The sequence below is a fragment of the Aeromonas sp. s1(2024) genome, assembly GCF_040908005.1.
Classification (GTDB): Bacteria; Pseudomonadota; Gammaproteobacteria; order Enterobacterales; family Aeromonadaceae; genus Aeromonas; species Aeromonas caviae.
The window spans coordinates 37,349-63,531 of the sequence record NZ_JBFOCW010000001.1 but is presented as its reverse complement, the minus strand read 5'-3'; the positions used below and the strand labels follow the sequence as shown (position 1 = coordinate 63,531).

Below are 26,183 nucleotides of genomic sequence, written 5' to 3'. Positions count from 1 at the left end.
ATGGGCGCCTTGTTGCAACTGCGGGGCATCCGCCGCCACTTCAAAGAGGGTGAGCGCACCGTCACCGTGCTCGATGGCATCGATCTGGCGATCGCCCGTGGAGAGATGGTGGCCATCGTCGGCGCTTCGGGCTCCGGCAAATCCACCCTGATGAACCTGCTGGGCTGCCTGGATCAGCCGAGCGAGGGGGCCTATCTGGTGGCCGGGCGCGACACTGCCACCCTCAGCCGGGACGAGCTCGCCGCCCTGCGCCGGGAGCACTTCGGCTTCATTTTCCAGCGTTATCACCTGCTGGCGGATCTCGATGCCCGCACCAATGTGGAAGTGCCCGCCCTCTACGCCGGTCTGGATCCGGCCGAGCGACGCCAGCGGGCCGAGGCCCTGCTGACCCGCTTCGGCCTCGCCAGCCGGCTCGAACACAAGCCAAGCCAGCTCTCCGGCGGCCAGCAGCAGCGGGTCAGCATCGCCCGGGCCCTCATCAACGGCGGCGAGGTGATCCTGGCCGACGAGCCGACCGGGGCCCTCGACAGCCAGAGCGGCGCCGAGGTGATGGCGAGCCTTCAAGCTCTGCATCGCCAGGGCCACACCCTGGTGATCGTCACCCACGACATGGACATCGCCCGCCACGCCGAGCGGATCATCGAACTGAAAGATGGCCGGGTGATCGCCGATCGCCGCACGCGCGAGCCACAGGCCCTTCCCCAGGCGACCCAGGCCGCCACCAAGACGTCCGCCAGGGGGAAGACCCCGCGGATGGCGGGGCTCGGGAATGCCCTGCAGATGGCCCTCAAGGCCATGGTTGCCCAGCGTCTGCGCACCTTTCTCACCATGCTCGGCATCATCATAGGTATCGCCTCGGTGGTGACCGTGGTGGCCCTCGGCCAGGGCTCCCGGGAGCGGGTGCTGGAGAACATCAACGCCATGGGCACCAGCACCCTGGAGGTGTTCCCCGGCCGCGGCTTCGGGGACATGCGCTCCGCTACCATACAGACGTTGCGGATCGGGGACGCCGAGGCCATCGCCCGGCTGGACTACGTGCACAGCGTCACCCCCAGCCTCAGCACCAGCGCCACCCTGCGCCTTGGCAGCACCGCCGTCTCCGGCACCATCAACGGCGTCGGCGCCCAGTTCTTCCAGGTCAGGGGCTATCGCCTGGCCCAGGGCATGGGCTTTGATCGCCAGAGCGAGGAGAGCCTGGCCCAGGAGGTGGTGATCGACGAGCACACCCGGGACAAGCTGTTCGCCCCGACCCAGTCCCCCCTGGGCCAGGTGATCCTGCTGGGGGATCTGCCCTGCCGGGTGATCGGGGTCGCCATCAAGAACCAGAGCGGCTTTGGCAGCGACGAGACCCTCAACGTCTGGATCCCTCATACCACCGCCATGAGCCGCCTGCTGGGGCAGAGCCATCTGCGCAGCATCAGTGTGCGGGTGCGGGACGAGGTGAGCCTGGACGCCGCCCAGGATGGCATCAGCCGCCTGCTCACCCTGCGCCACGGCAGCCAGGACTTCTTCCTGCTCAACACCGACAGCATCCGCCAGACCATCAGCCAGACCAGCGCCACCCTGACCACGCTGATCGCTCTCATCGCCCTCATTTCCCTGATCGTCGGGGGCATAGGGGTGATGAACATCATGCTGGTCTCGGTCACCGAGCGCACCCGGGAGATAGGGGTGCGGATGGCGGTCGGCGCCCGGACCCGGGATATCCAGCAGCAGTTCCTCATTGAAGCCGTGCTGATCTGCCTGCTGGGGGGCGTGCTCGGCATCGCCCTCTCCCTGGTGCTGGGCCAACTGTTCGACCACTTCAGCAGCGGCGTCCGGATGAGCTACTCCCTTGCCGCCATGGGGGTGGCCTGCCTTTGCGCCAGCCTGATCGGGGTAATATTCGGCTTCGCCCCGGCCCGCCGGGCCGCCAGGCTGGATCCCATCCACGCACTGGAGCGCGAATAGCCCGCATTGACGCCGGGGTGACGCCACTCACCCCGACACCGGATCGGGGGCCGATGCCCGGCCCCGCCACCAAGCCTGAACGCCCGCACTTCTTCCCTGAATGCGCGGGTTCTTTGACCGGGTCCCGTACCCGGTCTTTTTTTGTCTCCCGCCCGCCACACCCACAAAAAAAGCCGCCCGAAGGCGGCTTTTGTCATCACGGGCCAGTCGGTTACCCCGGGCCATCAGGCGCCGATGATGCCGCCATCGTCCCGGGTGATCCGCAACACAGCGGAGCGGGGAATGGCGGTGCCGCCGTCCGGGAAATGGGAGGGCGCCCCCTCCTCACCCGGGTGCTGCACCCCGACGAACAGAGTGCGCCAGTCAGGCGTGAAGGTGAGGCCCGTTATTTCGCAGGCCACAGGGCCGGTCAGGAAGCGGCGCACCTCGCCGCTCGCGGGATCGGCGCACAGCATCTGGTTGTTGCCCATGCCGGCAAACTGCTTCTCGTTGGAGTAGTCGCCGTCGGTCTGGATCCAGAGCCGCCCCGCCTCGTCGAAGCCGATGCCGTCCGGGCTGTTGAACATGTTGTCCGGATGGATGTTGGCACTGCCCGCCATCAGCCCCTCCTTGTGCACGCCAGGGTTGCCCGCCAGCAGGAAGAGATCCCACTCGAAGCTGTCGCTCCCGTGAGCGTCCCCCATCGGGCGCCAGCGGATGATCTGGCCATAGGGGTTCTCGGCCCTGGGGTTGGCGCCATCGAGAGGTTGGTTCTCCTTGAGGCCGCGGTTCTTGTTGTTGGTCAGGGTGCAGTAGACCTCGGCCCTGTGGGGATGCACGGCCACCCACTCGGGCCTGTCCATGGTGGTGGCACCGAGCCGGGTCGCCGCTTCCCGGGCGAAGATGAGCACCTCCCCCTGATCGGCGAAGCCGTTCTCCCGGGTCAGACCATGCTCGCCGTGTACCAGGGGCAGCCACTGGCCGGTGCCCTTGAGCTCCCCCTCCCTCGCCTCGAAGCGGGCCACATAGAGGGTGCCCTCGTCCAGCAGATCCCGGTTGGCGGGGTCATTGCCCGGCGCCACCTTGTTCTTCGAGACGAAGCGGTAGATGTGCTCCCCCCGCTCGTCATCGCCGAGGTAGACCACGGCGCGGCCATCCTGGTTGACGGTGAAGGCCGCATTCTCATGCTTGAAGCGGCCAAGGGCGGTACGCTTCTTCGGGGTGGAGGCGGGATCGCGGGGATCGATTTCCACCACCCAGCCGAAGCGGTGCGGCTCCTGGGGATGCTTCGCGAGATCGAACCGCTCGTCAAATTTGTGCCAGCCAAAGCCTGCATCCTCGGCGGCCAGGCCGTAGCGGGCGGCGCGCTGGTCCAGCACCGGCTTGCCCTCGCTGCCGAAGTAGCCGTTGAAGTTCTCCTCGCAGGTGAGGTAGGTCCCCCAGGGGGTCTGGCCATTGGCGCAGTTGTTGAAGGTGCCAAGGGCGGTGCGCCCCTCGGGATCGGCCTGGGTCTTGAGCAGGGCATGGCCCGCCGCCGGGCCGCTCAATGTCATGGGGGTCGTGGCGGTGATACGGCGGTTGAGGGCCCCCCTGGGGTTGGCCTGCCACTTGCCATCGATGCGCACCAGCTCCACCAGGGAAACCCCGTGGGCCGCCTGGGCCTTGGCGACAGCCTCTGCACTGAGGGTCTTGCCACCATCTTCAAACAGGTATTCGTAGTTGGTGTATTCGTTGTTGACGGCGAGCAGGGCGCGATCCGGGCCCAGGGAGAAGAAGCTCATGCCGTCGTTGTTGTCGCCAAACTGGCGTGCCTGGGCCTTGGCGTCATTGCCCTGGGCAAAGGCGGGGGCATCGGGGAAGAGGGCATCTCCCCAGGCGATCAGCACCTCGGCCTTGTAGCCGGTCGGCACCACTATGGTGTCGGCCACCGAGGCGGGCACGGCCTGGAAGCCAAGCAGCGGCCGGGTGGCGGCGGCCACGGCCTGGGCCACGGGGCTCGCGGCGAAGAAGGCCACCATGCTGGCGGCGCCCACCCCTTTGAGGAAGCCACGGCGGCTCAGGACCGCCTCGATGAGGCGGTTGAACGCCGGCTCCTGATCGCGGGGGTGGTTGGCACTGTCTCTCTCGTCAAAACGGCTCATCGGCTTTTCCTTGTTATCTCGGCGCAATCATTGCGTCATCACGGCGTCCGGCCACAGCATGGCAGCGCTTTATTAAACGAGGATGACAAATGATGAGATAACTGGCTGGCCCGGCAAGACGCCACCGCCAAAGAGAAGGGGCGGTGGACAGGAGTCCCACCGCCCCGAAAGACATGTCGCCGACAGAAGGGTTGAACCCTATCCGCACTTCTTCAGACTGCTATGCCCGTTTGTACCGGAAGCACCCGCTGACAGCTGGCAGCCTCTAGCCGCACTTCTTCAGGCTGATATGCCAGTTGGCGCCGGATTGCACCTGATGTTTGGCGGCGAAGCTGTCCATGTTAAGCGCCACCGACACCTGCAACAGGCTGTTGAGGTAGACCAGGGGCTGGCCCTCCGGCACATCGCCAAAGCTGCTGACGTAGGGAGCCTTGCCCTCGTATTTCAGCGCATCCCCTTCGCTGATCCTGATGCAGGCGTTGTCCCCCTTGTGGATACCCGCCTTGGTCAGCAGGCTGTCGTCGATATTGGTCCAGACGTTGCCGTACTGCACGTCCAGGATCGGAATGGTGCCCTTGAGGGTACCGTCTTGCTCGGCCACCGCGGGCTGATAGGGGATGGTCACCACCTCGGCGGGCAGCAGGGGCCCCACCTGCTCGAAGCTGATGGCACCGGAGGCGAGGCGCGCGCCGGTGTAGGCGTAGACGTCGCGGCCGTGGAAGGTGTAGGACTTCTCGGAGCCCTTGAGGCGGTTGGTCTTCTCGTCTATCTGGCGCACCGCCTCGATGCCGAAGTGCTCCGCCACCAGGGTCAGGGTGCCGTTGTCCGGGCTGACGATGTAGTGGCCGCTCCTGGTCTTGAGTACCACCGACTTGCGTTCGGTGCCGACACCGGGGTCCACCACGCTGACGAAGACGGTGCCCGCGGGCCAGTATTGCAGGGTCTGATAGAGGCGGTAGGAGGCTTCCCAGATGTTGTAGGCCGGGATCTCGTGGGTCAGGTCATGGAGCGGCAGGGTGCGGTCCACCCCGAAGGCGACCCCCTTCATGGCCGAGACGGCGCCATCCTTGAGACCGAAGTCGGTCTGGAACACCAGGGCCTCGTTGGCAAGGGCACTAGCCCCCACCAGAGAGAGGGCGAGCACGAGGGCGCGGGGGACGATACGAATATCCATGTCAGGGCTCCTTTAAAGACGTTTGGACGTCCAGATTGCCACTCATGGGAATCTATGCAACCCCTGATGCCCGAATGGGGGGCGAAATGACTCGCCAATCCGCCCCGTGCGGGTGTATCCATGGGGCATCCAACGCCGGGAGCACACCAGATGACCAGAGAGCATCACGACACCATTTTGCTGAGCCTGGGCAATACCCGAAGCCAGGTCGCGCTCACCGCGGCCGATGGCACCAGCCAGACATTTGCATTGACACTGGGGCTCGATGCTCTGACCCCGGGGCCCTTTCGCCGGGATCCGCCGACGCCCCTGGAGCTTGAGCAGGCCATCATGGTGGTGGAGGATGTGCTGATGCCCCTCGCGGCACGGATCCCGCCCCACCCCGTGCTGCACCTGCAAAGCCCGGAGCCCCTGGCCGAGGTGCTCGGCAACCGGGTGCAGAGCCGGGAAAACATAGAGCGGTTGTTCGGCCAGCTTGCCGCCATGGTGGAGGGGGATCCCCTGGCATCGGCTCAGTTGCCGAGGGAGAAGCGCATCGCCGCCGCCCTGCTGATCCTGCGGGAGTGGATGCACCACCTGGATGCCGGGAGCGTCGTCCTGGTCGATGGGTGATGCCTTGTCACACAGCGGGTTCGAAGCGCCGCCGAGACACCGCCCAGGCCAGCCCCAGGCTTGTCAGGGTGCTGCCGACGAAGAGCAGATCCAGCGCGACGCCAAGACCGGCCCCGTCGCTCACCCAGCCCAGCAACACGGGTACCCAGTTCGCCACATAGGCGATCACATAGAAGAGGGAGAGCAGCCGCGCGTGGCTGGCCGGGGGCGCGATGCGATTGATCAGGGTTGCACTGCCCACGAACACGGCCCCCTGGGCATAGCCCGCCACCAGCAGCCCGAGTCCCGCCAGCCAGCTGGGCAGGCCGTGAACGGCCCCGGCAAAGAGCAGCACGCACAGCGCCAGGGCCAGCACGCCACTTTGCAGGGTATGGCGGGCATCGAGGCGACGGGCCCAGAGCTGGCAAAGCCCGGAGAAGACCAGATAGGCCGCGACGAGATAGCCGAACAGCCCCAGATCCGTCATGCCCAGCATCTCGCTCACCACCTTGGGACCCATGGCCAGCAAGCTGGCCGCCACCGCCCAGGCGGTGAAGAGCGCCAGAGCGCAGAGGAAGAACCCGGCCCCCGTGGCCCTGAGCCCCTCCCCCAGGGATCCGCCCCCCTGCCCGCTCGGGGCGGCCTCCGTCGCCCTCACCCCTTTGGGCCAGCTCAACACCAGCCCCCGATGGCGCAGGCCGCCATCCCCAGGATCAGCAAAAACGGCAGCGTGGTCGGGTAGAGATCCTGCTGCAGCGCCAGCCCGCTGAACACGGGGCCAAGGGCCAGCCCGGCGGTGAAAGACAATGTGGCGCTAAGCGCCGCCCGCTTGCCCCCATCCCTGGGGCCAAAACGCAGCAGCGCCACATTGGCGGCGCCGGTCAGGCTGCCCGTGCCAATCCCGGCCAGCAGCCGCGCCAGCAAAAGGGCCCAGAAGCTGTCGGCCAGGGAGAAGAGTAGGGCCCCGCCCCCGACCGCCACCAGGGCAGGCAGGATCAGGGTGCGCAGATCCGCCACTCGTCCTGCCAGGTTGCCCACCCCGAACAAGGCGATGAGCACGCCCCCCGCATAGCCGCCATAGATGAGGCTGAGGCCGAGATCGCTCAGAGCCAGCGCCGCCTGGTAATGGGGATAGAGCGGGGTAGGCACGCTGCTGTTGAGCAGGGCCGACATCAGGGCGAGGGAGAGAAACCAGCGTAGACGAGGATGGACAACCTGACCTGGCTCGCAAGCCGGGACGCTTGAGACAGACATGGACACTCCAGTGGCAGACGAATGAAACCGCAATCGGGAGCGACATCATAGCGATCCCGCCCACTCCGGACTGCGGCAGTTCTGCATCACGCCGACTCAATCCTGCATCACGTCGGGGTGGCACGCGCCCTTGGCCGGGGAGCCGCAGGCACGCACCGGACCCGGTCTATCCCCTTGTGCTGCCATCCCCGCTGGCATCTAATATTGCGGCGCCAATCGGGCGTTCTGCTTGAGTGAGGAGCAAGCATGATCAACTGGGACGATGCCCGCTTCTTCCTGGCCCTGGCACGGCGGGGCAGTCTGCGGCAGGCCGGACTCGAGCTCGGGGTGGATCAGGCCACCGTCGGGCGGCGGATCACCCTGCTCGAGCAGCAGCTGGGGGCCAAGCTGTTTATCCGCACCCCAAGACACTATCGCCCCAGCCCTCTGGGGGAAGCGCTGCTGCCCCAGGCCGAGGCCATGGCGCAGGCGGCCCTGGCCATGATGCGCACCGCGAGCTTGGGGGAGCTGGAAGGGGAGCTTTGCATCGCCACCACGGATACCCTGGCCCAGGGCTTCGTGCTGCCCGCGTTCACCCTGCTGCGCCAGCGCCACCCCGGTATCCGCCTCAAGTTGCTGACCGCCGTCAGCGTGAGCGACATCCCCAATCAGGAGGCGGATCTCGCCATTCGCAGCGTGCGTCCCGAGCAGGGAGATCTCGTGGTCAAACGGCTCGCCACCATCAAGATGGGGCTCTACGCCTCTCCCGACTACCTGGCCAGACGGGGCACGCCCCGTTCGGGTCAGGCACTGCAAGAGCACGACCTGCTGCTCTTTCCCAAAGAGCTGGTGGCCCGTCACTGGCTGAGTCTGTGCGGCGAACCGCTCCACGAACCCAACGTGGTCCTGCAGAGCAATGCCCAGCTGGTGCTGATGGCCGCCGCCCGGCAGGGGCTCGGCATCGCCCTGCTCTCCACCTTCCTCGCCGAGGAGGATCCCGCCCTGGTGCGCCTGCTGCCTGACCAGCACGATCCCATCGACATCTGGATGGTGCTGCACCCGGATGTGCAGAAGACGGGCCGCATGCGCGCCCTGGTGGCAGCCCTGGAGGAGGTGTTCCAGCCCCTGCAGCAGACCCAGCCCTCCGCCCCCCCCTGTCAAACGCACAGGGATTGAGCGGGTATGCCCCCCATACGGGGCACTTTCTTCGCAACGAACCATGTTAGAGTCCGCCGCTGTTTTTTCCTTTGATAACGGGGCCTTACATGAAGAAGTTTGTTGTTTCATCCAGTGTCATCCTGATGGCGGGCTTGCTGACAGCCTGTGCGAGCGAGTCGTCGCGCACCCTGGAGGTACCCAAGGTTGCCTCCTATCAGAGCCACTATCAGGGCGCACGCAGCCCCATCGCCGTCGGCAAGTTCGACAACCGTTCCAGCTACATGCGTGGCATCTTCTCCGACGGCGTGGACCGGCTGGGCAACCAGGCGAAAACCGTGCTGCTCACCCACCTGCAGCAGACCGGCCGCTTCAGCGTGCTGGATCGCGACAACATGGCGGAGATCCAGGCCGAAGCCGGGATCAAGCAACAGGCTCAGCAACTCAAGGGCGCCGACTACGTGGTCACCGGCGACGTCACCGAGTTTGGTCGCAAGGAAGTCGGTGATCATCAGCTGTTTGGCATCCTGGGTCGTGGCAAGTCACAGATCGCCTATGCCAAGGTCAACCTGAACATCGTCAACGTCACCACCTCGGAAGTGGTCTTCTCTTCCCAGGGTGCCGGGGAGTACGAACTCTCCAACCGCGAGATCGTCGGCTTCGGCGGCACCGCCAGCTACGACTCCACCCTGAACGGCAAGGTGCTGGATCTCGCCATCCGCGAGGCCGTCAACAATCTGGTGAACGGCATCGAGACCGGTGCCTGGCGCCCGGTCCAATGAGGAGAGACGAGATGACGCGGTTCCGTCCTTCCCTGTTGCTGGTCAGCGGCCTGCTGCTGAGCGCCTGCGCCCAGGGGCCGCAGACGCTCTACAACTGGGATCAATATCAGGGAGTGGTTTACCAGCACATGCAGGGTGACGACACCGGGGTCGAAGCGCAGATCGATGCACTGGAGAAAAACCAGCAAGAAGCGAGCGCCAAGGGGCAGGCTGTGCCACCGGGCTTTCACGCTCACCTCGGCATGCTGTACGCCCAGCTCGGCAAGGATGCCCAGACTCGCGAGCAGTTCGAAACCGAGAAGCGCCTCTTCCCCGAATCGGCCCCCTTCATGAACTTCCTGATGTCCAACAAGAAGGGAGAGACCCAATGACCCTGCGCACCCTCCTTGCCCTCACGCTGGGCGCCCTCCTCCTGGGCGGCTGTGCACAGGGCCCCGGTTACGACTACAGCAACTTCAAGGAGAGCAGACCGACCTCCATTCTGGTGCTGCCGCCGGTGAATCACTCGCCGGACATCAAGGCGGGCCCCAGCCTGCAATCCCAGATCACCTATCCGCTCGCCGAGTCCGGCTATTACGTGCTGCCGGTAGCGGTCACCAACGAGACGTTCCGGCAGAACGGCGTGACCGAGCCCGCCGACATCCAGGCGCTGCCCATCAAGAAGCTCCACGAGATCTACGGAGCCGATACCGCCCTCTACCTCGACATCAAGGAGTACGGCACCAGCTATCTGGTCATCTCCAGCGAGACAGTGGTCACCGCCAGTGCCCGCCTGGTGGATCTGCGCACCGGCAAGCTGCTGTGGGAAGGCAGTGCCAGCGCCAGCAGTGCCGAGCAGCAGGGCAATTCGGGGGGCGGCCTCATCGGCATGCTGGTGGTGGCGGTGGTCAATCAGATTGCCAACACCCTTACCGACAAGGGTCATGAAATCGCCGGTATCACCAGCGTCAGGCTGCTCAGTGCCGACATGCCCAACGGCATCCTCCATGGCCCCCGCTCGCCGAAATACCAGGCTCGCTAAGGCGCCCGTCACAGTCCACACAAGAGGGCGCCATGCCCTCTTGTTTCAGTCGCCACCCCTTTCCCCTGCCTGACATCGAATGACGCCTCATCGTCTATCTTTTTGATATTGTTGGCTCATTCTTGCGCATGCCGGGTGACGACCCACCAACTTCATCTGGTGATGCCCGGCAAAATCAGTTACAAGAATGGCCTCTGTCACCATGGACGAGTTCACTGCATGGCTGGATCACTGTTGCGTATCATCCCCCGTCAATGGCTCTACCGGTTTGGCTGGCTATGTCTGGCTCTGACAGGGCTCGGGCTGGTAGCCAACTACACCTACTTCGTCATCAGGCACGACATGGCGCTCATTACCGCCAAGCAAGCCAACCTGTTCGAGGTGTTCTATCAGCGGGCCCGCATCCTGGCGCCAGAGAAACTGGCTGACTTCATCGACAACAGCAGCATCAAGATGCCCATCTTCAGCGAGAACGGGGATGCGGCGGCCTATGCCTATGGCTATGATCTCCCCACCCTGAAGCGCCTGGCGGTCATTCCCGTGTTGCCCCCGGCCAACCAGATGCTCCTCGCCTACCTGTACGTCATCTCCAACCCCGAGGTCCTCAACCTCTACGCCTTCTATGACGATCGCCGCCTGCTTGGCATGGTCGCCAACAAGGGGATGCTGCCGAGCCAGCTGCTCCCGGTCAACACCGACCTCAATGACATCGAGCCCTGGACCCACTTTTTCGGTTGCGCCTCCTTCGCCTCCACCCATGTCCCCTGCAGCACGGATGAAGCCTGGGTATCCGAGATCTACACCGACACCTTCACCGGACTGAATACCATCACCCTCTACTTCCCCTTCGTCTATTACGAGCCCGCCATCAAGGACTACCGCTATGGACTCAAGGGCATCGACATCGCCGTCGACCGGGCGTTCAAGGATGTGCTGCACCCCTTCGAGAGCCTCAATCCGACCCGGACCGTCCTCTCCTTCGAAGAGGTCGAGCCCTGCCGCCCGTTCCACCTCTGCCTGAGCACGCCGCTGATGCGCACTCAGGCAGGCAATGATCTCTACCTCAAGTGGTCATACAGTTACGGCGATTTCATCCGGTCCGTGCTCTACGGGGCGGCCTTCAAGCTCTATCTCATCATCCTGCTGCTGATCATGCTGACGGGGCGCAGCCTGGTTACCCGTCTGCGCATCCTGGCCCAGACCGACCACCTGACCCGGCTGCCACGCCGTGACATCCTCAATCAGGCGCTGCTGCGGGAGCACGACTACCTGATGATCCTCGACATCGACAACTTCAAGTCCGTCAACGACACCCATGGTCACGGGGTGGGTGACCTGGCGCTCGTCGCCTTCGCCAATCACCTCAAGACCAATATCCGCAAGGGCGATGTCGCCATTCGCTGGGGCGGGGAAGAGTTCATCGTGCTGTTCAAGGGGATGGACGATGACAAAATGATGCATCACTCCACCGCCCGCCTGCTGGAGCGGCCATTGCGCATCCCCGAGCTGCCCGCCCCCATCACCTTCTCCGCCGGAGTAACCCGCATTCGCGATTACCTGACGGTGGCCGAGGCGGTGCAACTGGCCGACGACCTGCTCTATCACGTCAAGCAGCACGGCAAGCGCAATATCGCCTATTACCAGGGGCAGACCATCCGCCTTGTCCGCGATCCGGGTGACAATTCGGCCCCCTGAGCGGCCCGGCTTCTGCCGCTCCCCTGCTATCTGTTACCATCCCGGCCACGCTGATTGTTTCCGTCCCGGCCACGGGGCGGGATAACCCCATACTGGTGCCCTATGTCCATTGCCTCTTTCGCCGAACTGGCCCTCTCCCCCCGCTTGCAGCAAACCCTGGCCGAGCTTGGCTACGCCGCCCCCACCCCGGTGCAGGCCAGCGCCATCCCCCTGATCCTCGCGGGGCGGGATCTGATGGCGGGCGCCCAGACCGGCACCGGCAAGACCGCCGCCTTCGTGCTGCCGCTGCTGGAGCTGTTGTTGCAACACCCGACGAGCGATGGCCCCCGCCCCATCCGCGCACTGGTGCTGGTGCCGACCCGCGAGCTGGCGGTGCAGGCTGCCGAGAGCGTCACTCGCTACGCCAGGGGCACCACTCTCACCAGCACGCTGGTCTACGGCGGGGTGAGCATCGCCGCACAGGTGGAGGCGCTGAACGCCGGGGTGGATATCCTCATCGCCACCCCGGGCCGCCTGCTCGATCACCTGCGCCAGGGGGCGCTCACGCTGGCAGAACTGCGCCATCTGGTGTTTGACGAGGCGGACAGGATGCTCGACATGGGCTTTATGGACGAGATCAAGGCGCTGTTGAAGCAAATCCCGGCGGATCGCCAGACCCTGCTGTTCTCGGCCACCTGCGATGACAACCTGTTTGCCCTCTGCAAGGTACTGCTGCGCGACCCGGCGCTGGTGGAAGTGGCACCGCGCAACACCACGGCGGCCGAGGTGGAGCAGCGGGTCTATGCGGTGGACAGCGATCGCAAGGTGGCGCTGGTCGAGCACATGCTGACCGTGAAGGGCTGGGCGCCGGCGCTGATCTTCAGCCGCACTCGCCAGGGGGCCGACAAGCTGGCCCAGCAGCTTGGCAAGGGGGGCATCAATGCGCTCGCCTTCCACGGGGATCTGTCACAGAGCGCGCGGGAAAACGTGCTGCTGGCGTTTCGCGCAGGCACCTTGCAGGCCCTGGTGGCCACCGACGTGGCGGCTCGCGGCCTCGATATCAGCGAGCTCAACCATGTGATCAATCTGGAGTTCCCCCATCAGCCCGAGGATTACGTCCACCGCATCGGGCGCACCGGCCGCGCCGGCAACAAGGGGCTCGCCATCACCTTGTTCAGCCCGGAAGACGCCCCCCTGCTGGAGAAAGTCGAAGCCGTGCTCGATACCCGCCTGCCCCAGCAGTGGTTCCCGGGCTTTGAGCCGGATCTCACCCGCTTCGACCCCGAGCCGCGCCGCGCCAGCAAGGGCGCCCAGAAGCAGAAGGCCAGAAAGCAGGCCCTGGCAGGCGGCAAGGGCCACAAGCGCTGACATGACAGGCTCTCTCGGGGGTCACCCTGGCCAGCCGGGCTCCCCCTTGTTCTCTCTTCCCTGATAAGGGAGCCCCCTTGCCACAGCTTGCTACAAAAGAGGTAGTAGCGAGGCACACTTTCGCCACAAAGCAGGCGTGCAATGGAGGCATGGACAAGGAGGACATCATGAAACCCGCATCCCTCGTCTGGGCCCTGCCCCTGACCCTCACCCTGCTCTGGCTTGCTGGCCTGACCCAGTGGCCCGCCGGTCTCTGGCCCTGGCGCCACGAACTGCTGATCCTGACCGGTCTGATTGGCCTTGGCGCCATGACCCTCTCTTTGCTGCTCGCCCTGCGCCTGCCGAGGCTCGAGGCCTGGTGCGGCGGGCTGGATCGCATGTTGCACCTGCACCGCAGCAGCGCCCTCTGGGCCACCGGCACCCTGGTGGCCCACTGGCTGCTGGTGGAAGCCCCCAAGTGGGCTGTCGCCGCCGACTGGCTGACCCGGCCGGCGCGCCGCGGTGCTGGTGCTGGTGCTGGTGCTGGTGCTGGTGCTGGTGCTGGTGCTGGTGCTGGTAACGATGCCCTCTGGCACAGCCTCGGCAATCCCCTGGGGGAATGGAGTTTCTATCTGCTGCTGGCGCTGGTGGTGGTAAGCCTGCTGGCGGTGGTGCGCTACGAGCGCTTCAAGGTGGTTCACCGGCTGGCCCCGGTCATCTATCTGATGGGCTGGCTGCACGGGCTCTGCCTGCTGCCGCGCATCGGCTCCCTGACCCCGGTCGGCCTGACCCTGCTTATCGGCGGCGGGCTGGGTGCTCTGGGGGCGCTCTACTCCCTGTTTGGCCGGGTGGGACGGGACGCACGCCGCCAGGGAGCGGTCAGCGCCCTCACCCCTCTGGACGAGCGCACCCTGGAGATCAGGGTCACCCTGGCCTCTCCCCTGCCCGGCTACCGCCCGGGGCAGTTCGCCTTCTTCGACTTTGCCGGGCGCGGCGAGCCCCACCCCTACACCCTGGTCAATGTCTCGGCGGATGGCCGCACCCTGACCCTGGCGGTGCGCGCCCTCGGGGATCACACCCGCTGGCTGCATCGCCACCTCAAGGTGGGGGATGTCGTCACCGTGACCGGCCCCTATGGCGCCTTCGCCCTGCCGGATCCGGCCCCCGCGCTCTGGGTCGGTGCCGGTATCGGCATCACCCCCTTCGTCGCCTGGCTGGAGGCCCTGGTGCGCCGTGGTGAACAACGCCCCGGCACCACCTTGCTGCAATGCGCCCCCAGCGCCGAGGCCGCCCCCTATCACGGTCGGCTGGCCGAGCTGTGCCGCCGGGTCGGGATCGACTACCGGCTGCATCTGGAGTCCGAGCGCGGCCGACTGGATCTCGCCGCCCTGGGCGAGCGCCAGCACACCCCGGTGTGGTTCTGCGGCCCCGAGCCCATGGCCCACACCCTGGATGCCCATCTGGCCACCCCGCTGCACCGGGAGCTGTTTCGCTTTCGCTGACGGGCCAGCCGGCGCAGCCAGCCATCGGCTGCGCCGTTTTTCTCGGTGCGGGGCGCAGGCGGGCCGGCAAACAGCAAGATTGTCCAAGCGAGAGGCACACCCTTGGGGCTAGATTAGGGGGGCAGTCTGGTACAGGAGGGAAAGATGGCGCAGGACAACCAGTTCATATTCGCACACAGTCAGCACCTGGCGAGCCTGACTGCGCTGCGTGTCAACATGACGGAATTTCGCTACGACCGTCACGCCCACGAGGAGTACTCCTTCGGGGTCACTCTGGCCGGGCGGCAGAACTTCTTCTGCCACGGCGGAGCCCACTCCAGCCCGGCAGGCAGCGTCATCCAGTTCAATCCCGGGGATGTTCACGACGGCCATGCCGGGGACAACGCCAGCCTCGACTACACCATGCTCTACATTCCACCCCACGAACTCACTCCGCTGTTTGCCGATGCCGCGGGCGAGCGGGCAATGGGGACCTACCGGTTGTTGCAGCCCCTGGTGCGCGATGAGGCGCTGAGCGCCTGCATCCTCGAGCTGGCCCAGGCGGTGCGCGGCCAGGCCGACAGCATAGAGCAGGAGTTTGCCCTCTATCGCCTCGCCACCCGGGTGATGCAGCAGGCGGGACGTTTTGAGCCCAATGGCCGGGTGAGCCGCATCGATCGCCTCCTGTTGCAGGCCAGGGACTTTATCCACGCCCACTTCCAGCAGGATATCTCCCTGGCCGACATCAGCGCGGCGGCCAACATCTCCAAGTACCACTTCCTGCGGCTGTTTCGCCAGCAGCTTGGCATCACCCCCCATCAATACGTGATCAACTGCCGCATCAATGCCACCCGGCGCGCCCTGGCCGCCGGAGAGTCGGCGCAGGATCTGGTGTACCGCTACGGTTTCACCGATCTCAGTCACCTCAACCGTCGCTTCAAGCGCATCTATGGCATGACCCCCACCCAATACAGCGCCAGCCTGATCCGCTGAGCCCAAGGAACACCCCATGATTGAGCTTCTCGCCTATGCCATCGGCATCATGTATACCCCAGGCCCCGTCAACCTCATCGGCCTCAATGCAGGCCTGGGCGGCCGCACCCGTGCCTCCCTTGGCTTCTTCCTCGGGGTTGGCATCGCGATGTTCGTGCTCCTGCTGCTCTTTGGCTGGGCGGGCACCCGCCTGGTGCGGGAAGATACCCTGATCTATGTCAGCCTGGTGGGGTGCCTCTATATCACCTACCTCGCCATCAAGATCGCCAGCGACAGCGGCGAGCTCGGTGCCAACGAGGCGCCTACCCGCCCTCTGGGGGTGCGCAGCGGCTTCGTCATCCAGCTGCTCAACCCCAAGGCGATGATCGCCACCCTGCCCATCACCAGCATTCAGTTCCCGGCGGCCCAGATCCACGGATGGAGCCTGCTGCCCTGGTCCCTGCTGCTCGGCCTGCTGGCCGCCGGTGCCCCCGGCAGCTACTCGATGGCGGGCAGCCTCATCGGACGTCATCTTCAACATCCTCGCTGGTTCAGGTACTTCAACCTGCTGATGGCCGCCCTGCTGCTCTACAGCGCCATGGCCCTGGCCTACCAGCATGTCTACCTGCCGCTGGCTGGCTGAGCAGGTCAATTGCCCACGCCAAAAACGGTGAAACACCACCGATGAAATGGCACTGCAACTGAGAAGACACAGGCCGGGCACTGCTTCACCGGCCTTTTCGGGTCATTTTCGCCATAGGCTGACTATCCTCAACAGGGTCTTGTGCCCGAAGTGGAGCTACCCATGGATCGCTACTACAAACACCTGGCCATCAGCGGCCTCATCTCCTTCGGAGGCCTTGCTCTGGTACTGCTGCTACAAACCATCCCCCTCATGTCCAACATCATGACCGCCATCTTCTTTGCCGGATCGGTGGGGGCCGTCATCAACAACTATTACCGCCTCGCCAGGCTGCACGACAGCGGTGCCATCGCCCACATCAGCCAACCCCGGGTGATCGTGACGCAGTTTTATGTTTCCCTGCTCTTTTCCGGCATTCTCGGCTTTATCGCCTACGGGCTCTTTGCCAGCAGCCTGCTCCAGGGGGACCTGTTTCCCAAGTTCAAACACATGGAGCACCCCTATGTCTCCTTGCAGACTCTGCTGACCCTGGCCTCTCCTGCAACCAATCTGGATGCCGCCAAAGCCGTCATCTGGGCCTTTATCGCCGGTTTTTCCGAGCGATTCGTCCCCAATGCCATCGACGCCCTCACCAAGGCAGTCCCCCCTTCCGGGCAAGACACCCCGGGATAAGGGCCCGGGCAAACAGGAGCATTGCCACCCTGGATGCAGACCGGACTACCCGGCATCCGGATGAAATACACTGGCGCCGCCTGTTGTTCTCGTATCGCCATCACGGACAAGCACCTTACCCCCGGCGTCAACGCAGCAATACGACGCCATGACCAAAACCCTCATTCGGATATTGATGCAGGTTGAATGAATCAATATCATCTTGCCGCCCCTGGTCATGGATAAGAATGTTGTATGTCCTTTGATAAAAAACACGGTGAGTTCATCTTCAATGTGCAGGAACACCTGGTCACCTGTGAGCTGATCGGCCCTTTCAATGAAGAGGGTATGCTGGCGTGGATTGCACAGATAAAGACCGTGGTGAACAGCCTGGACGGTAAGCGTTTCTGCGCCCTGGTGGACCATCGCCAGCATCAGGGGGTGGTGCTCTCCGCCCTGCCCCATCTGCAGGATATTTATGGGTGGCTCGCCCAGAAGAACCTGGTGGCCATCGCCTCCCTCTATTCGGCCAAGGTGCTCCATCATATCGCCCTCTCCTGCCTCTCCCTCACTCACCCGGGCCATATCCAGGCATTCAACGACCCCCAAGAGGCCATCGCCTGGCTGGATGCCCAATATCAGGCGCAGTAGCCAGCCCGGTCTGGCATGAGGCTCACTATGTCGCGCACTAGCCAGCCCGGCCCGTGTTGATGCGCACTGTGCCGTGACGTCACCGGCCCGGTCTGGTTAAAAAGACCGGTATCAACTCCCTCAGGTGCCACGTCCGGCAGCAACCTATGGCAGAGCCCCCAGGGGCTGGAAATGGGCCTCCTTCGGGAGCACCGCAACCTGGGCGGTTAGCTGCCCCGGCACGGCAGTATCCTGGCCAAGGGGCATCTGCACCGCCCGCACGCTGCCGCCCCAGAAACTCGCCACCAGTATCAAGGCCCCGACCAGCCCGTATTTGATCCAGGATTTCATCCTCTTGCTCCCCTCTCGTTGGCCCTTGCCACTCCTGTGGCAAGCAGGCCCATTTATCAGTGGACAGAAGATAGGGGGGATTTGTGAGGAAAAAATGAGGTTGTGTGAAGCCAAGGTGAAGATGGTGAAAATAGCCTCTTCTCTCCATGTTTGTATGAAGAGCAATCTGCAGGCATCTCTCTCACCGTATCTTTATTCGGACGGAAAAAGTGGAAATCAATATCCCGACAAAGCCGCTAATCGGAACAAAATACCGCCCCACCCTCTCTAAATAATACAAGATCACAAAAAATCATAACAACGCAGCACTTTAATTTTAAAAAAACAAAAGTTGACCCAAACGAGCCACCGCAATAATATTGTGAACACTAATCCACATCCCTACCTGTATTTTTACAACTAGTTATCAATACCCATTTATCAAAGGTGGTTTATGTCTTTTTTAACACCCGCAGAAAATTTACCACTTCTTAGATTTGATGACCTAGTAATCAGAACCGCTACGTTAGATGATATGAACAGTATCTATACAATGGGTTATGATGCTTGGGGAGATGGATTAGAACTCAACAAGTATTTGTTTTCCTGTAATAATTCTGAAAAATATAAAAAAGGAACTTGGTATATTCTTGAAGAACGCAATTGTATTTTAAGTTCTATTATATGTTATTCACTACCTTCCATTTATGACATTTCAACCATAGGTATAGGGTCTCTATCTACAGTTTCTGATAAAAGGCGAAATGGCTTTGCCAGAATACTATTAGACGCAGTAAAAAAGAGTATTGCAACCAATTTAAAACAAGAGCATTTATTCTTTACTCCGATATTAACCCTGACTACTACAAGGTATCGGGATTCGAACCTTTACCAGGTTTTCTTCAAAAGAAAAAAGATACTACATGTATGGTTAATTGTAATGACATCGACATGAAAACAATAATTAAAAACTTTAGAAAAAACGCTCTATTATATTTCTAGCACCCACTGTTTTGTAGAGTTGTACCATAACTAACATAAGGAAATGAAAAATTAGTCCGCATACCGCCACGCAGCAAATCATGGCAAAACCGGCAGCATACTTTGGATATCAGTGGCTTCTCGGCCACTACCTGTTCGCGATCGTCCGAATACGCTTCGCTATTCGAACCTACAACACAGATAGCGGCCCCTCACCCTGGCCCTCTCCCGAGGGAGAGGGGATGACCCGTGCCAATACCAAGCCACTCATATTCACCCGCACCACAGAGCCAACGCATAATCAGCGGAGCCTGTTTGCTCCCTTCTCCCACTCTTGATCACAAACAAGGGGAGAAGGGTCGGGGATGAGGGGGAGGTAACAATAAGCCACATCATGTAGGGTCGATTAGCGCAGCGTAATCGTCCGCATACCGCCGCGTACCGAGTCATAGCAAGACCGGCAGGAAACTCCGGATGTCAGCGGCTTCTCGGCCCCCATTCGCGATCGTCCGAATATACTTCGTCATTCAGATCTACAGCCCTTTTGAGGTAGACTACGCGATTATATATCCAAAGCTACTTTAACAAATAAAACTAAAATACGACTTTATTAAAAATAATTAATATGAGGAGAACAAAGTGCTCAATGTAAAGTATTATGAAACATATTATTTCTGTAACGTAATATCAAATATTCTAATGGAGCAAGACTCATATTTACGTGACCTTCATAACTTTCATGGCGATGGTAATATACTAAATATGCTGCAACCATTTAGAAAGCACTCTGTTTTTCATGACTTTCTAGAGTTTGTAATAGATGATGTCACTTGGGATAACACCTATGATATAGATTTGGAGGAACGACAACAGTTAATAAAAAACAATGCTCATCTTCCAATAATAAATAAACATTTAAAATGGGATATTTTGCCTATTGAACTGGCGTTGACATTTCATGGATTGGAATACGAAAGCTTCTCAAGTTTTCTGCATGAAAGAGACAAGAAATTCACGACATGCGATAAAGATGATATTTATGATTATCTTCTTGAACTAAGGCTTAATGGAAATTTTGAACAACTCATTGAGCATACATCAAAAGAAGTATTCCATGTTCTATTTCAAAATCGTGTGTTAATGCTTGTGTTTAACACAATGATGGCAAATGCTTTGGAACGTGAACATACTGTTGAGTCAAAATCAGATGATCTGATAAGGAAAAATGGCAAGCTAAAAAGGAAAAACATTCCAAGCTGGGTTAGAAAAGCCGTTTATTTTAGAGATAGAGGACGCTGTGTACTCTGTAACAAAGATCTTTCAGGCACATTAAACTTGGATAATGTAGCGAACTATGACCATATTGTACCTTTGTCAAACTTTGGTTTTAATGACATATCAAATATGCAATTACTATGTAAAGAATGCAATCAAAACGATAAGCATGGTGGTGATGCAACCACATCAAGTTTTTATCACTCTTGGTATTAAAAAACGTCATTCCATATAACACATGCACTTTACCAAGAATAATCTTAGAAAGCATGAATAAAAATGCATCAAAGATATTTCAAGAAACGTGCATAATATAAATCGTTTTCCCACAACCAATTTCAAAAATTAAAAACCACCCACCATATAGTGAGTGGCTTTATTATCGTTATGAGCGGACAATCCGCGCTATCTAGTCCTACTGGTAATCACCCTCACCCCAACGGCGGCGTACGTGGCGGCACCATCCGCTTGCTGCCGGTGGACTCGAAGGCCGAGGCGACGCGCAGCAGGTTGTTGTCATCATAGGCGCGACCGGCGAAGGTCAGCCCCACCGGCATACCGATATCGGCCATCACCCCCATGGGGACGGTGACGGTCGGCACGCCGAGGTGACGAATGGCGAGGTTGCCGTTGGCAACCCAGATGCCGTTGCTCCAGGCGATATCGGCGGAGGCCGGATTCACATCCGCGTCAGCCGGGGCGACGTCGGCGACGGTGGGGAACAGCACGGCGTCGAGCTTGAGCCCGTCCATCCAGTCCTCGAGATCCAGCTTGCGAGTCTTCTCCAGACCGCGCAGGCCGTCCGGCACTGTGGGGATCTCGTCAAAGCGCTTGATGCCGCGCTTGGCCATATTGACGTACTCGTCCATGCCCGCCGCCAGATCGCCCTCGCGATTCGGCAGGGTGCCCGGATCGTGGGGGAAGATCTTCGGCCCATCGACATCGGCCAGCTTGTTGAGCTTGGGATCGCCGTTGGCACGCAGGAAGTCGTCGAACGCCCAGCCGGAGAGCTCCCACAGCTCGTCGTTGAGAAACTCCGGGCTCACGATGCCGCGATTGAACACGGTCGGCGCGCCGGGTCGGTCCCCTTCGCAGTTGGAGACCAGCGGGAAGTCCACTTCGATGACTTCTGCGCCAGCGGCTTCCAGCGCCTTGCGCGCATCTTCCCAGAGGGCGATCACGGTCTCGCGGGTATGGATGCGCTGACCGGTCGGGCCGCCGATACCGGGGTTGTCGCTGGTGCCGGCCAGTTCATCCTTGTTGATAAACATGCGCGGCACACCGAGGCGCTTGCCTTTGAGGGCATCGGGCTTGGCAGCCAGCTCCAGATAGGAAGCCGGACGCACTTCGGAGGCTTTGGGCAGCTTGACCCAGGGCTGCATGCGCCACAGATCACCGCGAGTGTCGGCATCGTCGGCGACGACTACATCGAGCACTTCCAGCAGATCGGCCATGGTGCGGGCGTAGGGCACGACGACATCCATGGTCGGGGTCAGGGGCCAGTTGCCGCGCACCGAAATCACGCCACGGGACGGGGTGTAGGCACACAGGCCGTTGTTGGACGCAGGACCCCGGCCGCTCGACCAGGTCTCTTCCGCCAGACCGAAGGCGGCGAAGCTGGCGGCGGTGGCAGTGCCGGCCCCGTTGGAGGAGCCGGAGGCAAAGGGCGCGGTCAGGTAGTCGGCGTTGTAGGGGCTCTCAGCGCGACCATAGACGCCGCGCTGCATGCCGCCATTGGCCATGGGCGGCATATTGGTCTTGCCAAGGCAGATGGCGCCGGCGGCGCGCAGGCGCTCAACGGTAAAGGCATCGCGCTGGGCCACCAGATCCTTGAAGGCCGGGCTACCGGAGGCGGCGGTCAGCCCCTTGACCAGATAGCTGTCTTTGGCGGTGTAGGGGATGCCGTCGAGCGGCCCCAGGGTTTCCCCACGGGCGCGGCGCGCATCGGAAGCTTGCGCCTCTTTCAGGGCATCGGGGTTGGGCACCACGACGGCATTGAGGCGGGTTGGTGTCTCGGGGCCGTCATAGGCGGCGATCCGGGCCTGATAGGCCTCGACCAGTTCGACCGCGGTGGTGCGGCCTGATTCGAGCGCAGCACGCAGCTCGACAATGGAAACCTCGGTCACTTCGATCATGGGGATCTCCTGTAAAAGGGTGACTGTTTGTCATGATGATCGCCGCATCGGCGCCTGCGGCCATCACGTTATCAAGAGATAAAACCCCACGGCGTGGGGTTTTGAATACCAACCTTGGCTGGCTTGGAACAGGTTCTTACTTGCCAGAAGGAATTTGCTGGGTAATGCAGTGGATATTGCCACCGCCCAGCAGGATCTCGCGGGCCGGTACGCCGACGACCTTATGCTCCGGGAAGATCTCTTCCAGAATGCGCTGGGCTTCGCCGTCGGTGGCGGCATCCAGCAGCGGGTAGACGATGCGATCGTTGGTGATAAGGAAGTTCACGTAGGAACCGGCCAGACGGCCTTCTGCCTCGCGCGGCACACCGCTGCCGCTCTCGACGCCGGCAGACTCTTCCTCTGTGCAGTAGAGCGGGCCCGGCTGGGGCAGCTTCCACACTTTCAGCTTGCGACCCTTGGCGTCGACCGCCGCTTCCAGCACCTGGAGGGCGGCCAGGGAGCGGGCGTACTGGGGATCTGTCTCATCATCGGTCCAGTGCAGGGCCACTTCACCCGGGCGCACGAAGCAGCACATGTTGTCGATGTGGCCGTCGGTCTCGTCCATGTAGACCCCTTCGTCCAGCCAGATAAAACTGGTGACACCCAGATAGTCGCGCAGGTGAGCTTCGATCTGCTCTTTGGTCAGGTGCGGGTTGCGGTTTTCGTTGAGCAGGCACTCGGCGGTGGTCAGGCAGGTGCCTTCGCCATCCACATGGATGGAGCCCCCTTCCAGAATGAGCGGCGCGTCGTAACGACCCATGCCGTGCTGTTCCAGCATCCGGGCAGCGACCTCTTCATCCTGGTTCCACGGGTAGTAGAGACCCCCCTTGTGACCGCCCCAGGCGTTGAAGCCCCAATCCACCCCACGGCACTCGCCTGCGGCGTTGGTGACGATGGTGGGGCCAGTGTCGCGGGCCCAGCAGTCATCGCTGGCCATCTCAACCAGGGTAACGTGGGCGGGCATGATGCCACGGGCCTGCTCCATAAACTGGGCCGGCACCCCCATAAAGACCGGCGTCGCGCCACCGATGGCATCCGCCACCTTGGCGAAGGTGGCCTGGGCGAAGCGACCGGCTTCCCGCCAGTTGTCCGGGCGGAACGGCCAGATCATCCAGACGGCCTGCTGGTGAGCCCACTCGGCGGGCATGGTGAAGCCGTCGGCGGCCGGCGTGGTGTTCATGGTCTTGATGCTCATCGCAAGGCTCCTTGCATGGATTGAGGCCCCCGATTTGCCTGGGAACCCTGAAAAAAATAAGAGTGGGTCGCAGTGTAAGAAGTTGCGCGCCCATCCATCAAATGAATAGGATTAATTGTCCCATAAACACGGCGAATAATCCCCCCATGAAACTGCACCAGCTCGACCTCAATCTGCTGCTCGCCTTTGACGCCCTGATGACGCAAGGGAGCGTGACCCGCGCCGCCGAATCGCTCTTTATCAGCCAGCCCGCCATGAGCCACTCCCTCGGCCGGTTGCGGGCCTTTCTCGGCGACCCGCTGCTGGTGCGCACGCCCCAGGGGATGTTGCCGACTCCCCGGGCCCAGCGCCTGCATCTGGGGGTGCAGCAGGCGCTGCGGCTGCTGGAGCAGCAGCTCTGGGAGGAGGACGAGTTCGCGCCGCGCCAGTCGAAGCGCCGCTTCGTACTCTGCACCACGGATTACGTGGAGTGCGTGCTGATCCCGCCCCTTATCCAGCGCCTCAGGAAGCTGGCCCCCGGCGTCACCATCGAGATCCGCATCCTGCGCGATACCCTGCCCGAAGCCGAGCTGGCGAGCGGCGAGATAGATCTCGTGCTGGGGTTTGACGAGTACATGCAGGTGCCGGGGTATCTGGGCAAGGAGACCTGGCTCACCGAACCCCTGGCCGGGCTGGTGCGTGCCACCCTGGAGCTGGAGGAGGAGCGCATCACCCTCGACCAGCTAATCGAGATGCCCCATGTGTTCCACTCGCCGCTCGGCACCTCGGAGGCGAGCCTCGACCGCTATTTGCAGAGCCTGGGCCATAGCCGCACCATCTCGGTCAACAGCCAGAGCTATATGTCCGCCGCCGCCATCGTGAGCCAGAGCGATCACCTCTTGGTACTGCCCAGCATGGTGGCCGAGCTGCTCGCCAGCCACTGGCCGCTGAAAAGCCTGCCCCTGCCCGACGACGTGCCGGACTATCACCTCAACTGCGTCTGGCACCCGGTCCACGCCCAGCAACCGGCGTTGACCTGGTTGAAGGCGTTGATGAAGGATCTGGTGAATCCGGGCTAAGCGGCAGCGGCTGGCATACCAAAGCACCATGCGCAGCAGCCGGCCCAGGTGTGGCTCAAGCATCTGATGAAAGAGCTGGTGACTCCTGAAAAACCCGACGGCGTGTGACTCCCCCCCTCATCCCCAACCCTTCTCCCGCAAGGGGAGAAGGGAGCGGATCTGCGCCACTGGCAGCATCGCAAACAACCTGTCTGCTAGGGCGGAATACATCCCACCAGCACATCGACCTGTCGATTCATCAGTTCAATGTCACACCACACCACGATGGCCCCGAGATGACCAACAAGATGACAACTGTCACTCGATCTGTCCCCTCTCCCTCTGGGGAGAGGGCCAGGGTGAGGGGACGCCACCCACTCAGTCACCAGACCGGGGAATGGCTATATCTAATAGGGTCAAACAGCTCTGGATAGGCACCAAGAGAACCCATCCGTTTGCCAAGCGCATGAGGCGAGAAGCCACCCTTGCCGAACAGAAGCTGTGGCTGCAATTGCGCGACCGCCGTCTGGCCGGGGTGAAATTCCGTCGCCAGATGCCCATCGGGCCCTACATTGTCGATTTCATCTCTCTTGAGCAGAGGTTGATCATCGAGGTAGACGGGTCACAGCACAACGAACCGGCCGGACGGCAACATGATGGCGCAAGAACGGCCTACCTCAATCAGCAGGGCTTTCGGGTGATCCGGGTGTGGAATAACGATGTGTTGAGTCGGATGGAGGCCGTACTGAAACTTCTTTTGCTCTCTTTGCGCTGAGCACGAGCCCTCCACCTCATCCCCAGCCCTTCTCCCATTCTTTTGTAAATAAGTGGGAGAAGGGAGCAAACAACCCAGCGGCGTGTGGCTTCCCCCAGAAACAGCCATGGCTCCCGCAAGGGGAGAAGGGAACAAACAACCAAGCGGCGTGCGACCTCCCCCAGAAACAACCATGGCTCCCGCAAGGGGAGAAGGGGGCAAAATCCCTGCTGCGAGGGGAGTTCCCAGCAACAACAAAGGCTCCCGCGGGAGCCTTTGTTGTTTCCATCCTCGCCATCACGCCCGCAGGGCGCTCATCATCCGGGCGACGACACCGGCCAGCAGAGGGCGGTCGGGGTGGCACTGGGCGAAGGTGACCAGTCCCTGGATATGGACCTGCAAGAAGGCGGTCAGGGTGGGGATGTCCCCCTCTTTTGCCAGCTCTCCCTTCGCCTTTGCCAGGGCCAGCTGCCCGGCCAGATCTTGTTCCAGCTCGCCGTAGATGGCCTTGAAGCGAAGGTGCAGCTCCTCATCCTGCTCCGCCAGCTCCATCAGGGTGCGGGTCAGCAGGCAGGAGCCCTGCAGGGCATCGTCCACCACCTGCTCGAGGTAGGCGTGCAGCCCCGCCAGCGGGCTGGGCTGTGCCAGGCAGCGGCGGCGCAGGGCCCCCTTCTCTGCCACATAGTGATCGACCGCCGCCAGCAGCAGGCCGCGCTTGTTGCCAAAGGCGGCATAGAGGCTGCCCGGGTGCAGGCCGGTTGCGGCCACCAGCTCCTGCATGGTGGTCTTGGCATAGCCTTTGGCGCGAAAGGCTTCCATGGCGTTTCGCAAGACGGCATCCCGATCGTATTCGGCGCTGCGCATGGGGTCTCCGGTGGCAAGGTCCCGCGGGACGGAAAAAACAGGGCGGCAAGTTTACCCCAGCCTCCCCCGTCAATCCATGTTGAATGCTTGCTCAAAAAATACTTGCACACAAACCAAAAAACGTCTTGAATGCCCGTTCAAGAATCACT

23 protein-coding genes and 1 pseudogene are annotated in these 26,183 nt (G+C 61.8%); 17 read left to right on the top strand and 7 right to left on the bottom strand.

Going from position 1 to position 26,183, the window contains the following annotated elements; translation table 11 throughout:
- Nucleotides 1-1,950 (top strand): MacB family efflux pump subunit, encoded by a 1,950-nt coding sequence (locus AB5Y70_RS00300; protein ID WP_045523449.1) that lies wholly within the window; start codon nucleotides 1-3, stop codon nucleotides 1,948-1,950.
- A gap of 224 nt (nucleotides 1,951-2,174) precedes the next feature.
- On the opposite strand, the gene AB5Y70_RS00295 is transcribed toward AB5Y70_RS00300, so the two are convergent.
- Both AB5Y70_RS00295 and AB5Y70_RS00290 read right to left on the bottom strand, forming a co-directional pair.
- The gene (locus AB5Y70_RS00295) at nucleotides 2,175-4,070 is read right to left on the bottom strand and encodes a PhoX family phosphatase (RefSeq protein ID WP_049637032.1); all 1,896 of its coding nucleotides are present in this window, start codon (nucleotides 4,068-4,070) and stop codon (nucleotides 2,175-2,177) included.
- 265 nt (nucleotides 4,071-4,335) lie between these two features.
- On the bottom strand, nucleotides 4,336-5,244 hold the full coding sequence (locus AB5Y70_RS00290) for an S-adenosyl-l-methionine hydroxide adenosyltransferase family protein (protein WP_039041304.1): 909 nt from the start codon (nucleotides 5,242-5,244) through the stop codon (nucleotides 4,336-4,338).
- A gap of 150 nt (nucleotides 5,245-5,394) precedes the next feature.
- On the opposite strand from AB5Y70_RS00290, the gene AB5Y70_RS00285 reads away from it, so the two are divergent.
- Nucleotides 5,395-5,856, top strand: a complete 462-nt coding sequence (locus AB5Y70_RS00285; RefSeq protein ID WP_045523445.1) for a hypothetical protein — start codon at nucleotides 5,395-5,397, stop codon at nucleotides 5,854-5,856.
- Nucleotides 5,857-5,863: 7 nt separating this feature from the next.
- Here AB5Y70_RS00285 and AB5Y70_RS00280 read toward each other — a convergent pair.
- A pseudogene (locus tag AB5Y70_RS00280) lies at nucleotides 5,864-7,089 on the bottom strand (MFS transporter).
- A gap of 246 nt (nucleotides 7,090-7,335) precedes the next feature.
- On the opposite strand from AB5Y70_RS00280, the gene AB5Y70_RS00275 reads away from it, so the two are divergent.
- From AB5Y70_RS00275 to AB5Y70_RS00225, 11 genes are all read left to right on the top strand, one after another.
- Nucleotides 7,336-8,244 carry a LysR family transcriptional regulator gene (locus AB5Y70_RS00275; protein ID WP_045523440.1) on the top strand — a complete coding sequence of 303 codons (909 nt, stop codon included), beginning with the start codon at nucleotides 7,336-7,338 and terminating at the stop codon, nucleotides 8,242-8,244.
- Between the two features lie 89 nt (nucleotides 8,245-8,333).
- A complete protein-coding gene (locus AB5Y70_RS00270) occupies nucleotides 8,334-9,005 on the top strand; it encodes a CsgG/HfaB family protein (protein ID WP_045523438.1) in 672 nt (223 codons plus the stop codon).
- Nucleotides 9,006-9,016: 11 nt separating this feature from the next.
- The gene (locus tag AB5Y70_RS00265) at nucleotides 9,017-9,376 is read left to right on the top strand and encodes a DUF4810 domain-containing protein (protein WP_080944194.1); all 360 of its coding nucleotides are present in this window, start codon (nucleotides 9,017-9,019) and stop codon (nucleotides 9,374-9,376) included.
- Entirely contained in the window at nucleotides 9,373-10,026 is a 654-nt protein-coding gene (locus tag AB5Y70_RS00260; RefSeq protein WP_041214564.1) for a DUF799 domain-containing protein, read from the top strand. Before AB5Y70_RS00265 ends, AB5Y70_RS00260 begins: the two co-directional genes overlap by 4 nt.
- Nucleotides 10,027-10,245: 219 nt before the next feature.
- Nucleotides 10,246-11,721, top strand: a complete 1,476-nt coding sequence (locus AB5Y70_RS00255) for a GGDEF domain-containing protein (RefSeq protein WP_049637033.1) — start codon at nucleotides 10,246-10,248, stop codon at nucleotides 11,719-11,721.
- Nucleotides 11,722-11,823: 102 nt separating this feature from the next.
- The gene (locus AB5Y70_RS00250; protein ID WP_045523431.1) at nucleotides 11,824-13,068 is read left to right on the top strand and encodes a DEAD/DEAH box helicase; all 1,245 of its coding nucleotides are present in this window, start codon (nucleotides 11,824-11,826) and stop codon (nucleotides 13,066-13,068) included.
- 149 nt (nucleotides 13,069-13,217) lie between these two features.
- Nucleotides 13,218-14,549, top strand: coding sequence for a ferric reductase-like transmembrane domain-containing protein (locus tag AB5Y70_RS00245; RefSeq protein WP_111896896.1), 1,332 nt, complete (start codon nucleotides 13,218-13,220; stop codon nucleotides 14,547-14,549).
- Between the two features lie 144 nt (nucleotides 14,550-14,693).
- Entirely contained in the window at nucleotides 14,694-15,521 is an 828-nt protein-coding gene (locus AB5Y70_RS00240; protein ID WP_045523429.1) for an AraC family transcriptional regulator, read from the top strand.
- 16 nt (nucleotides 15,522-15,537) lie between these two features.
- On the top strand, nucleotides 15,538-16,143 hold the full coding sequence (locus AB5Y70_RS00235) for a LysE family translocator (protein ID WP_045523426.1): 606 nt from the start codon (nucleotides 15,538-15,540) through the stop codon (nucleotides 16,141-16,143).
- Between the two features lie 162 nt (nucleotides 16,144-16,305).
- Nucleotides 16,306-16,815: a hypothetical protein gene (locus tag AB5Y70_RS00230; RefSeq protein WP_049637034.1), complete on the top strand. Its 510-nt coding sequence runs from the start codon at nucleotides 16,306-16,308 to the stop codon at nucleotides 16,813-16,815.
- A gap of 234 nt (nucleotides 16,816-17,049) precedes the next feature.
- Nucleotides 17,050-17,445, top strand: coding sequence for a hypothetical protein (locus tag AB5Y70_RS00225; RefSeq protein ID WP_045523424.1), 396 nt, complete (start codon nucleotides 17,050-17,052; stop codon nucleotides 17,443-17,445).
- A gap of 144 nt (nucleotides 17,446-17,589) precedes the next feature.
- Here the strand turns inward: AB5Y70_RS00225 and AB5Y70_RS00220 are convergent, their stop codons facing one another.
- On the bottom strand, nucleotides 17,590-17,775 hold the full coding sequence (locus AB5Y70_RS00220) for a hypothetical protein (protein ID WP_045523422.1): 186 nt from the start codon (nucleotides 17,773-17,775) through the stop codon (nucleotides 17,590-17,592).
- Nucleotides 17,776-18,208: 433 nt separating this feature from the next.
- Here AB5Y70_RS00220 and AB5Y70_RS00215 point away from each other — a divergent pair, with 433 nt between their 5' ends.
- Nucleotides 18,209-18,709, top strand: a complete 501-nt coding sequence (locus tag AB5Y70_RS00215) for a hypothetical protein (protein ID WP_125117098.1) — start codon at nucleotides 18,209-18,211, stop codon at nucleotides 18,707-18,709.
- A 665-nt stretch (nucleotides 18,710-19,374) separates the two neighbouring features.
- Nucleotides 19,375-20,226 (top strand): HNH endonuclease, encoded by an 852-nt coding sequence (locus AB5Y70_RS00210; protein ID WP_080988540.1) that lies wholly within the window; start codon nucleotides 19,375-19,377, stop codon nucleotides 20,224-20,226.
- Between the two features lie 215 nt (nucleotides 20,227-20,441).
- On the opposite strand, the gene AB5Y70_RS00205 is transcribed toward AB5Y70_RS00210, so the two are convergent.
- Together AB5Y70_RS00205 and aguA are read right to left on the bottom strand one after the other, a co-directional pair.
- Nucleotides 20,442-22,145, bottom strand: coding sequence for an amidase (locus AB5Y70_RS00205; protein WP_045523418.1), 1,704 nt, complete (start codon nucleotides 22,143-22,145; stop codon nucleotides 20,442-20,444).
- Between the two features lie 136 nt (nucleotides 22,146-22,281).
- Nucleotides 22,282-23,379, bottom strand: a complete 1,098-nt coding sequence (gene aguA, locus AB5Y70_RS00200) for an agmatine deiminase (RefSeq protein ID WP_049635914.1) — start codon at nucleotides 23,377-23,379, stop codon at nucleotides 22,282-22,284.
- Nucleotides 23,380-23,525: 146 nt separating this feature from the next.
- Between aguA and AB5Y70_RS00195 the strand changes: the two genes are divergently transcribed.
- Both AB5Y70_RS00195 and AB5Y70_RS00190 read left to right on the top strand, forming a co-directional pair.
- Nucleotides 23,526-24,437, top strand: a complete 912-nt coding sequence (locus AB5Y70_RS00195) for a LysR family transcriptional regulator (RefSeq protein ID WP_049635915.1) — start codon at nucleotides 23,526-23,528, stop codon at nucleotides 24,435-24,437.
- A 376-nt stretch (nucleotides 24,438-24,813) separates the two neighbouring features.
- A complete protein-coding gene (locus tag AB5Y70_RS00190) occupies nucleotides 24,814-25,191 on the top strand; it encodes an endonuclease domain-containing protein (RefSeq protein ID WP_080988541.1) in 378 nt (125 codons plus the stop codon).
- Nucleotides 25,192-25,467: 276 nt separating this feature from the next.
- Here AB5Y70_RS00190 and AB5Y70_RS00185 read toward each other — a convergent pair whose 3' ends face one another.
- A complete protein-coding gene (locus AB5Y70_RS00185; protein WP_049635917.1) occupies nucleotides 25,468-26,034 on the bottom strand; it encodes a TetR/AcrR family transcriptional regulator in 567 nt (188 codons plus the stop codon).
- Nucleotides 26,035-26,183 lie beyond the last annotated feature (149 nt).

Coding starts and splice junctions, on each gene's coding strand:
- AB5Y70_RS00245 (WP_111896896.1), top strand. CDS start 13,218: ATGGACAAGGAGGACATCATGAAACCCGCATCCCTCGTCTGGGCCCTG.
- AB5Y70_RS00255 (WP_049637033.1), top strand. CDS start 10,246: ATGGCTGGATCACTGTTGCGTATCATCCCCCGTCAATGGCTCTACCGG.
- AB5Y70_RS00220 (WP_045523422.1), bottom strand. CDS start 17,775: ATGAAATCCTGGATCAAATACGGGCTGGTCGGGGCCTTGATACTGGTG.
- AB5Y70_RS00295 (WP_049637032.1), bottom strand. CDS start 4,070: ATGAGCCGTTTTGACGAGAGAGACAGTGCCAACCACCCCCGCGATCAG.
- AB5Y70_RS00205 (WP_045523418.1), bottom strand. CDS start 22,145: ATGATCGAAGTGACCGAGGTTTCCATTGTCGAGCTGCGTGCTGCGCTC.
- AB5Y70_RS00240 (WP_045523429.1), top strand. CDS start 14,694: ATGGCGCAGGACAACCAGTTCATATTCGCACACAGTCAGCACCTGGCG.
- aguA (WP_049635914.1), bottom strand. CDS start 23,379: ATGAGCATCAAGACCATGAACACCACGCCGGCCGCCGACGGCTTCACC.
- AB5Y70_RS00270 (WP_045523438.1), top strand. CDS start 8,334: ATGAAGAAGTTTGTTGTTTCATCCAGTGTCATCCTGATGGCGGGCTTG.
- AB5Y70_RS00190 (WP_080988541.1), top strand. CDS start 24,814: ATGGCTATATCTAATAGGGTCAAACAGCTCTGGATAGGCACCAAGAGA.
- AB5Y70_RS00195 (WP_049635915.1), top strand. CDS start 23,526: ATGAAACTGCACCAGCTCGACCTCAATCTGCTGCTCGCCTTTGACGCC.
- AB5Y70_RS00235 (WP_045523426.1), top strand. CDS start 15,538: ATGATTGAGCTTCTCGCCTATGCCATCGGCATCATGTATACCCCAGGC.
- AB5Y70_RS00225 (WP_045523424.1), top strand. CDS start 17,050: ATGTCCTTTGATAAAAAACACGGTGAGTTCATCTTCAATGTGCAGGAA.
- AB5Y70_RS00290 (WP_039041304.1), bottom strand. CDS start 5,244: ATGGATATTCGTATCGTCCCCCGCGCCCTCGTGCTCGCCCTCTCTCTG.
- AB5Y70_RS00275 (WP_045523440.1), top strand. CDS start 7,336: ATGATCAACTGGGACGATGCCCGCTTCTTCCTGGCCCTGGCACGGCGG.
- AB5Y70_RS00265 (WP_080944194.1), top strand. CDS start 9,017: ATGACGCGGTTCCGTCCTTCCCTGTTGCTGGTCAGCGGCCTGCTGCTG.
- AB5Y70_RS00185 (WP_049635917.1), bottom strand. CDS start 26,034: ATGCGCAGCGCCGAATACGATCGGGATGCCGTCTTGCGAAACGCCATG.
- AB5Y70_RS00230 (WP_049637034.1), top strand. CDS start 16,306: ATGGATCGCTACTACAAACACCTGGCCATCAGCGGCCTCATCTCCTTC.
- AB5Y70_RS00250 (WP_045523431.1), top strand. CDS start 11,824: ATGTCCATTGCCTCTTTCGCCGAACTGGCCCTCTCCCCCCGCTTGCAG.
- AB5Y70_RS00285 (WP_045523445.1), top strand. CDS start 5,395: ATGACCAGAGAGCATCACGACACCATTTTGCTGAGCCTGGGCAATACC.
- AB5Y70_RS00215 (WP_125117098.1), top strand. CDS start 18,209: ATGTCTTTTTTAACACCCGCAGAAAATTTACCACTTCTTAGATTTGAT.
- AB5Y70_RS00260 (WP_041214564.1), top strand. CDS start 9,373: ATGACCCTGCGCACCCTCCTTGCCCTCACGCTGGGCGCCCTCCTCCTG.
- AB5Y70_RS00300 (WP_045523449.1), top strand. CDS start 1: ATGGGCGCCTTGTTGCAACTGCGGGGCATCCGCCGCCACTTCAAAGAG.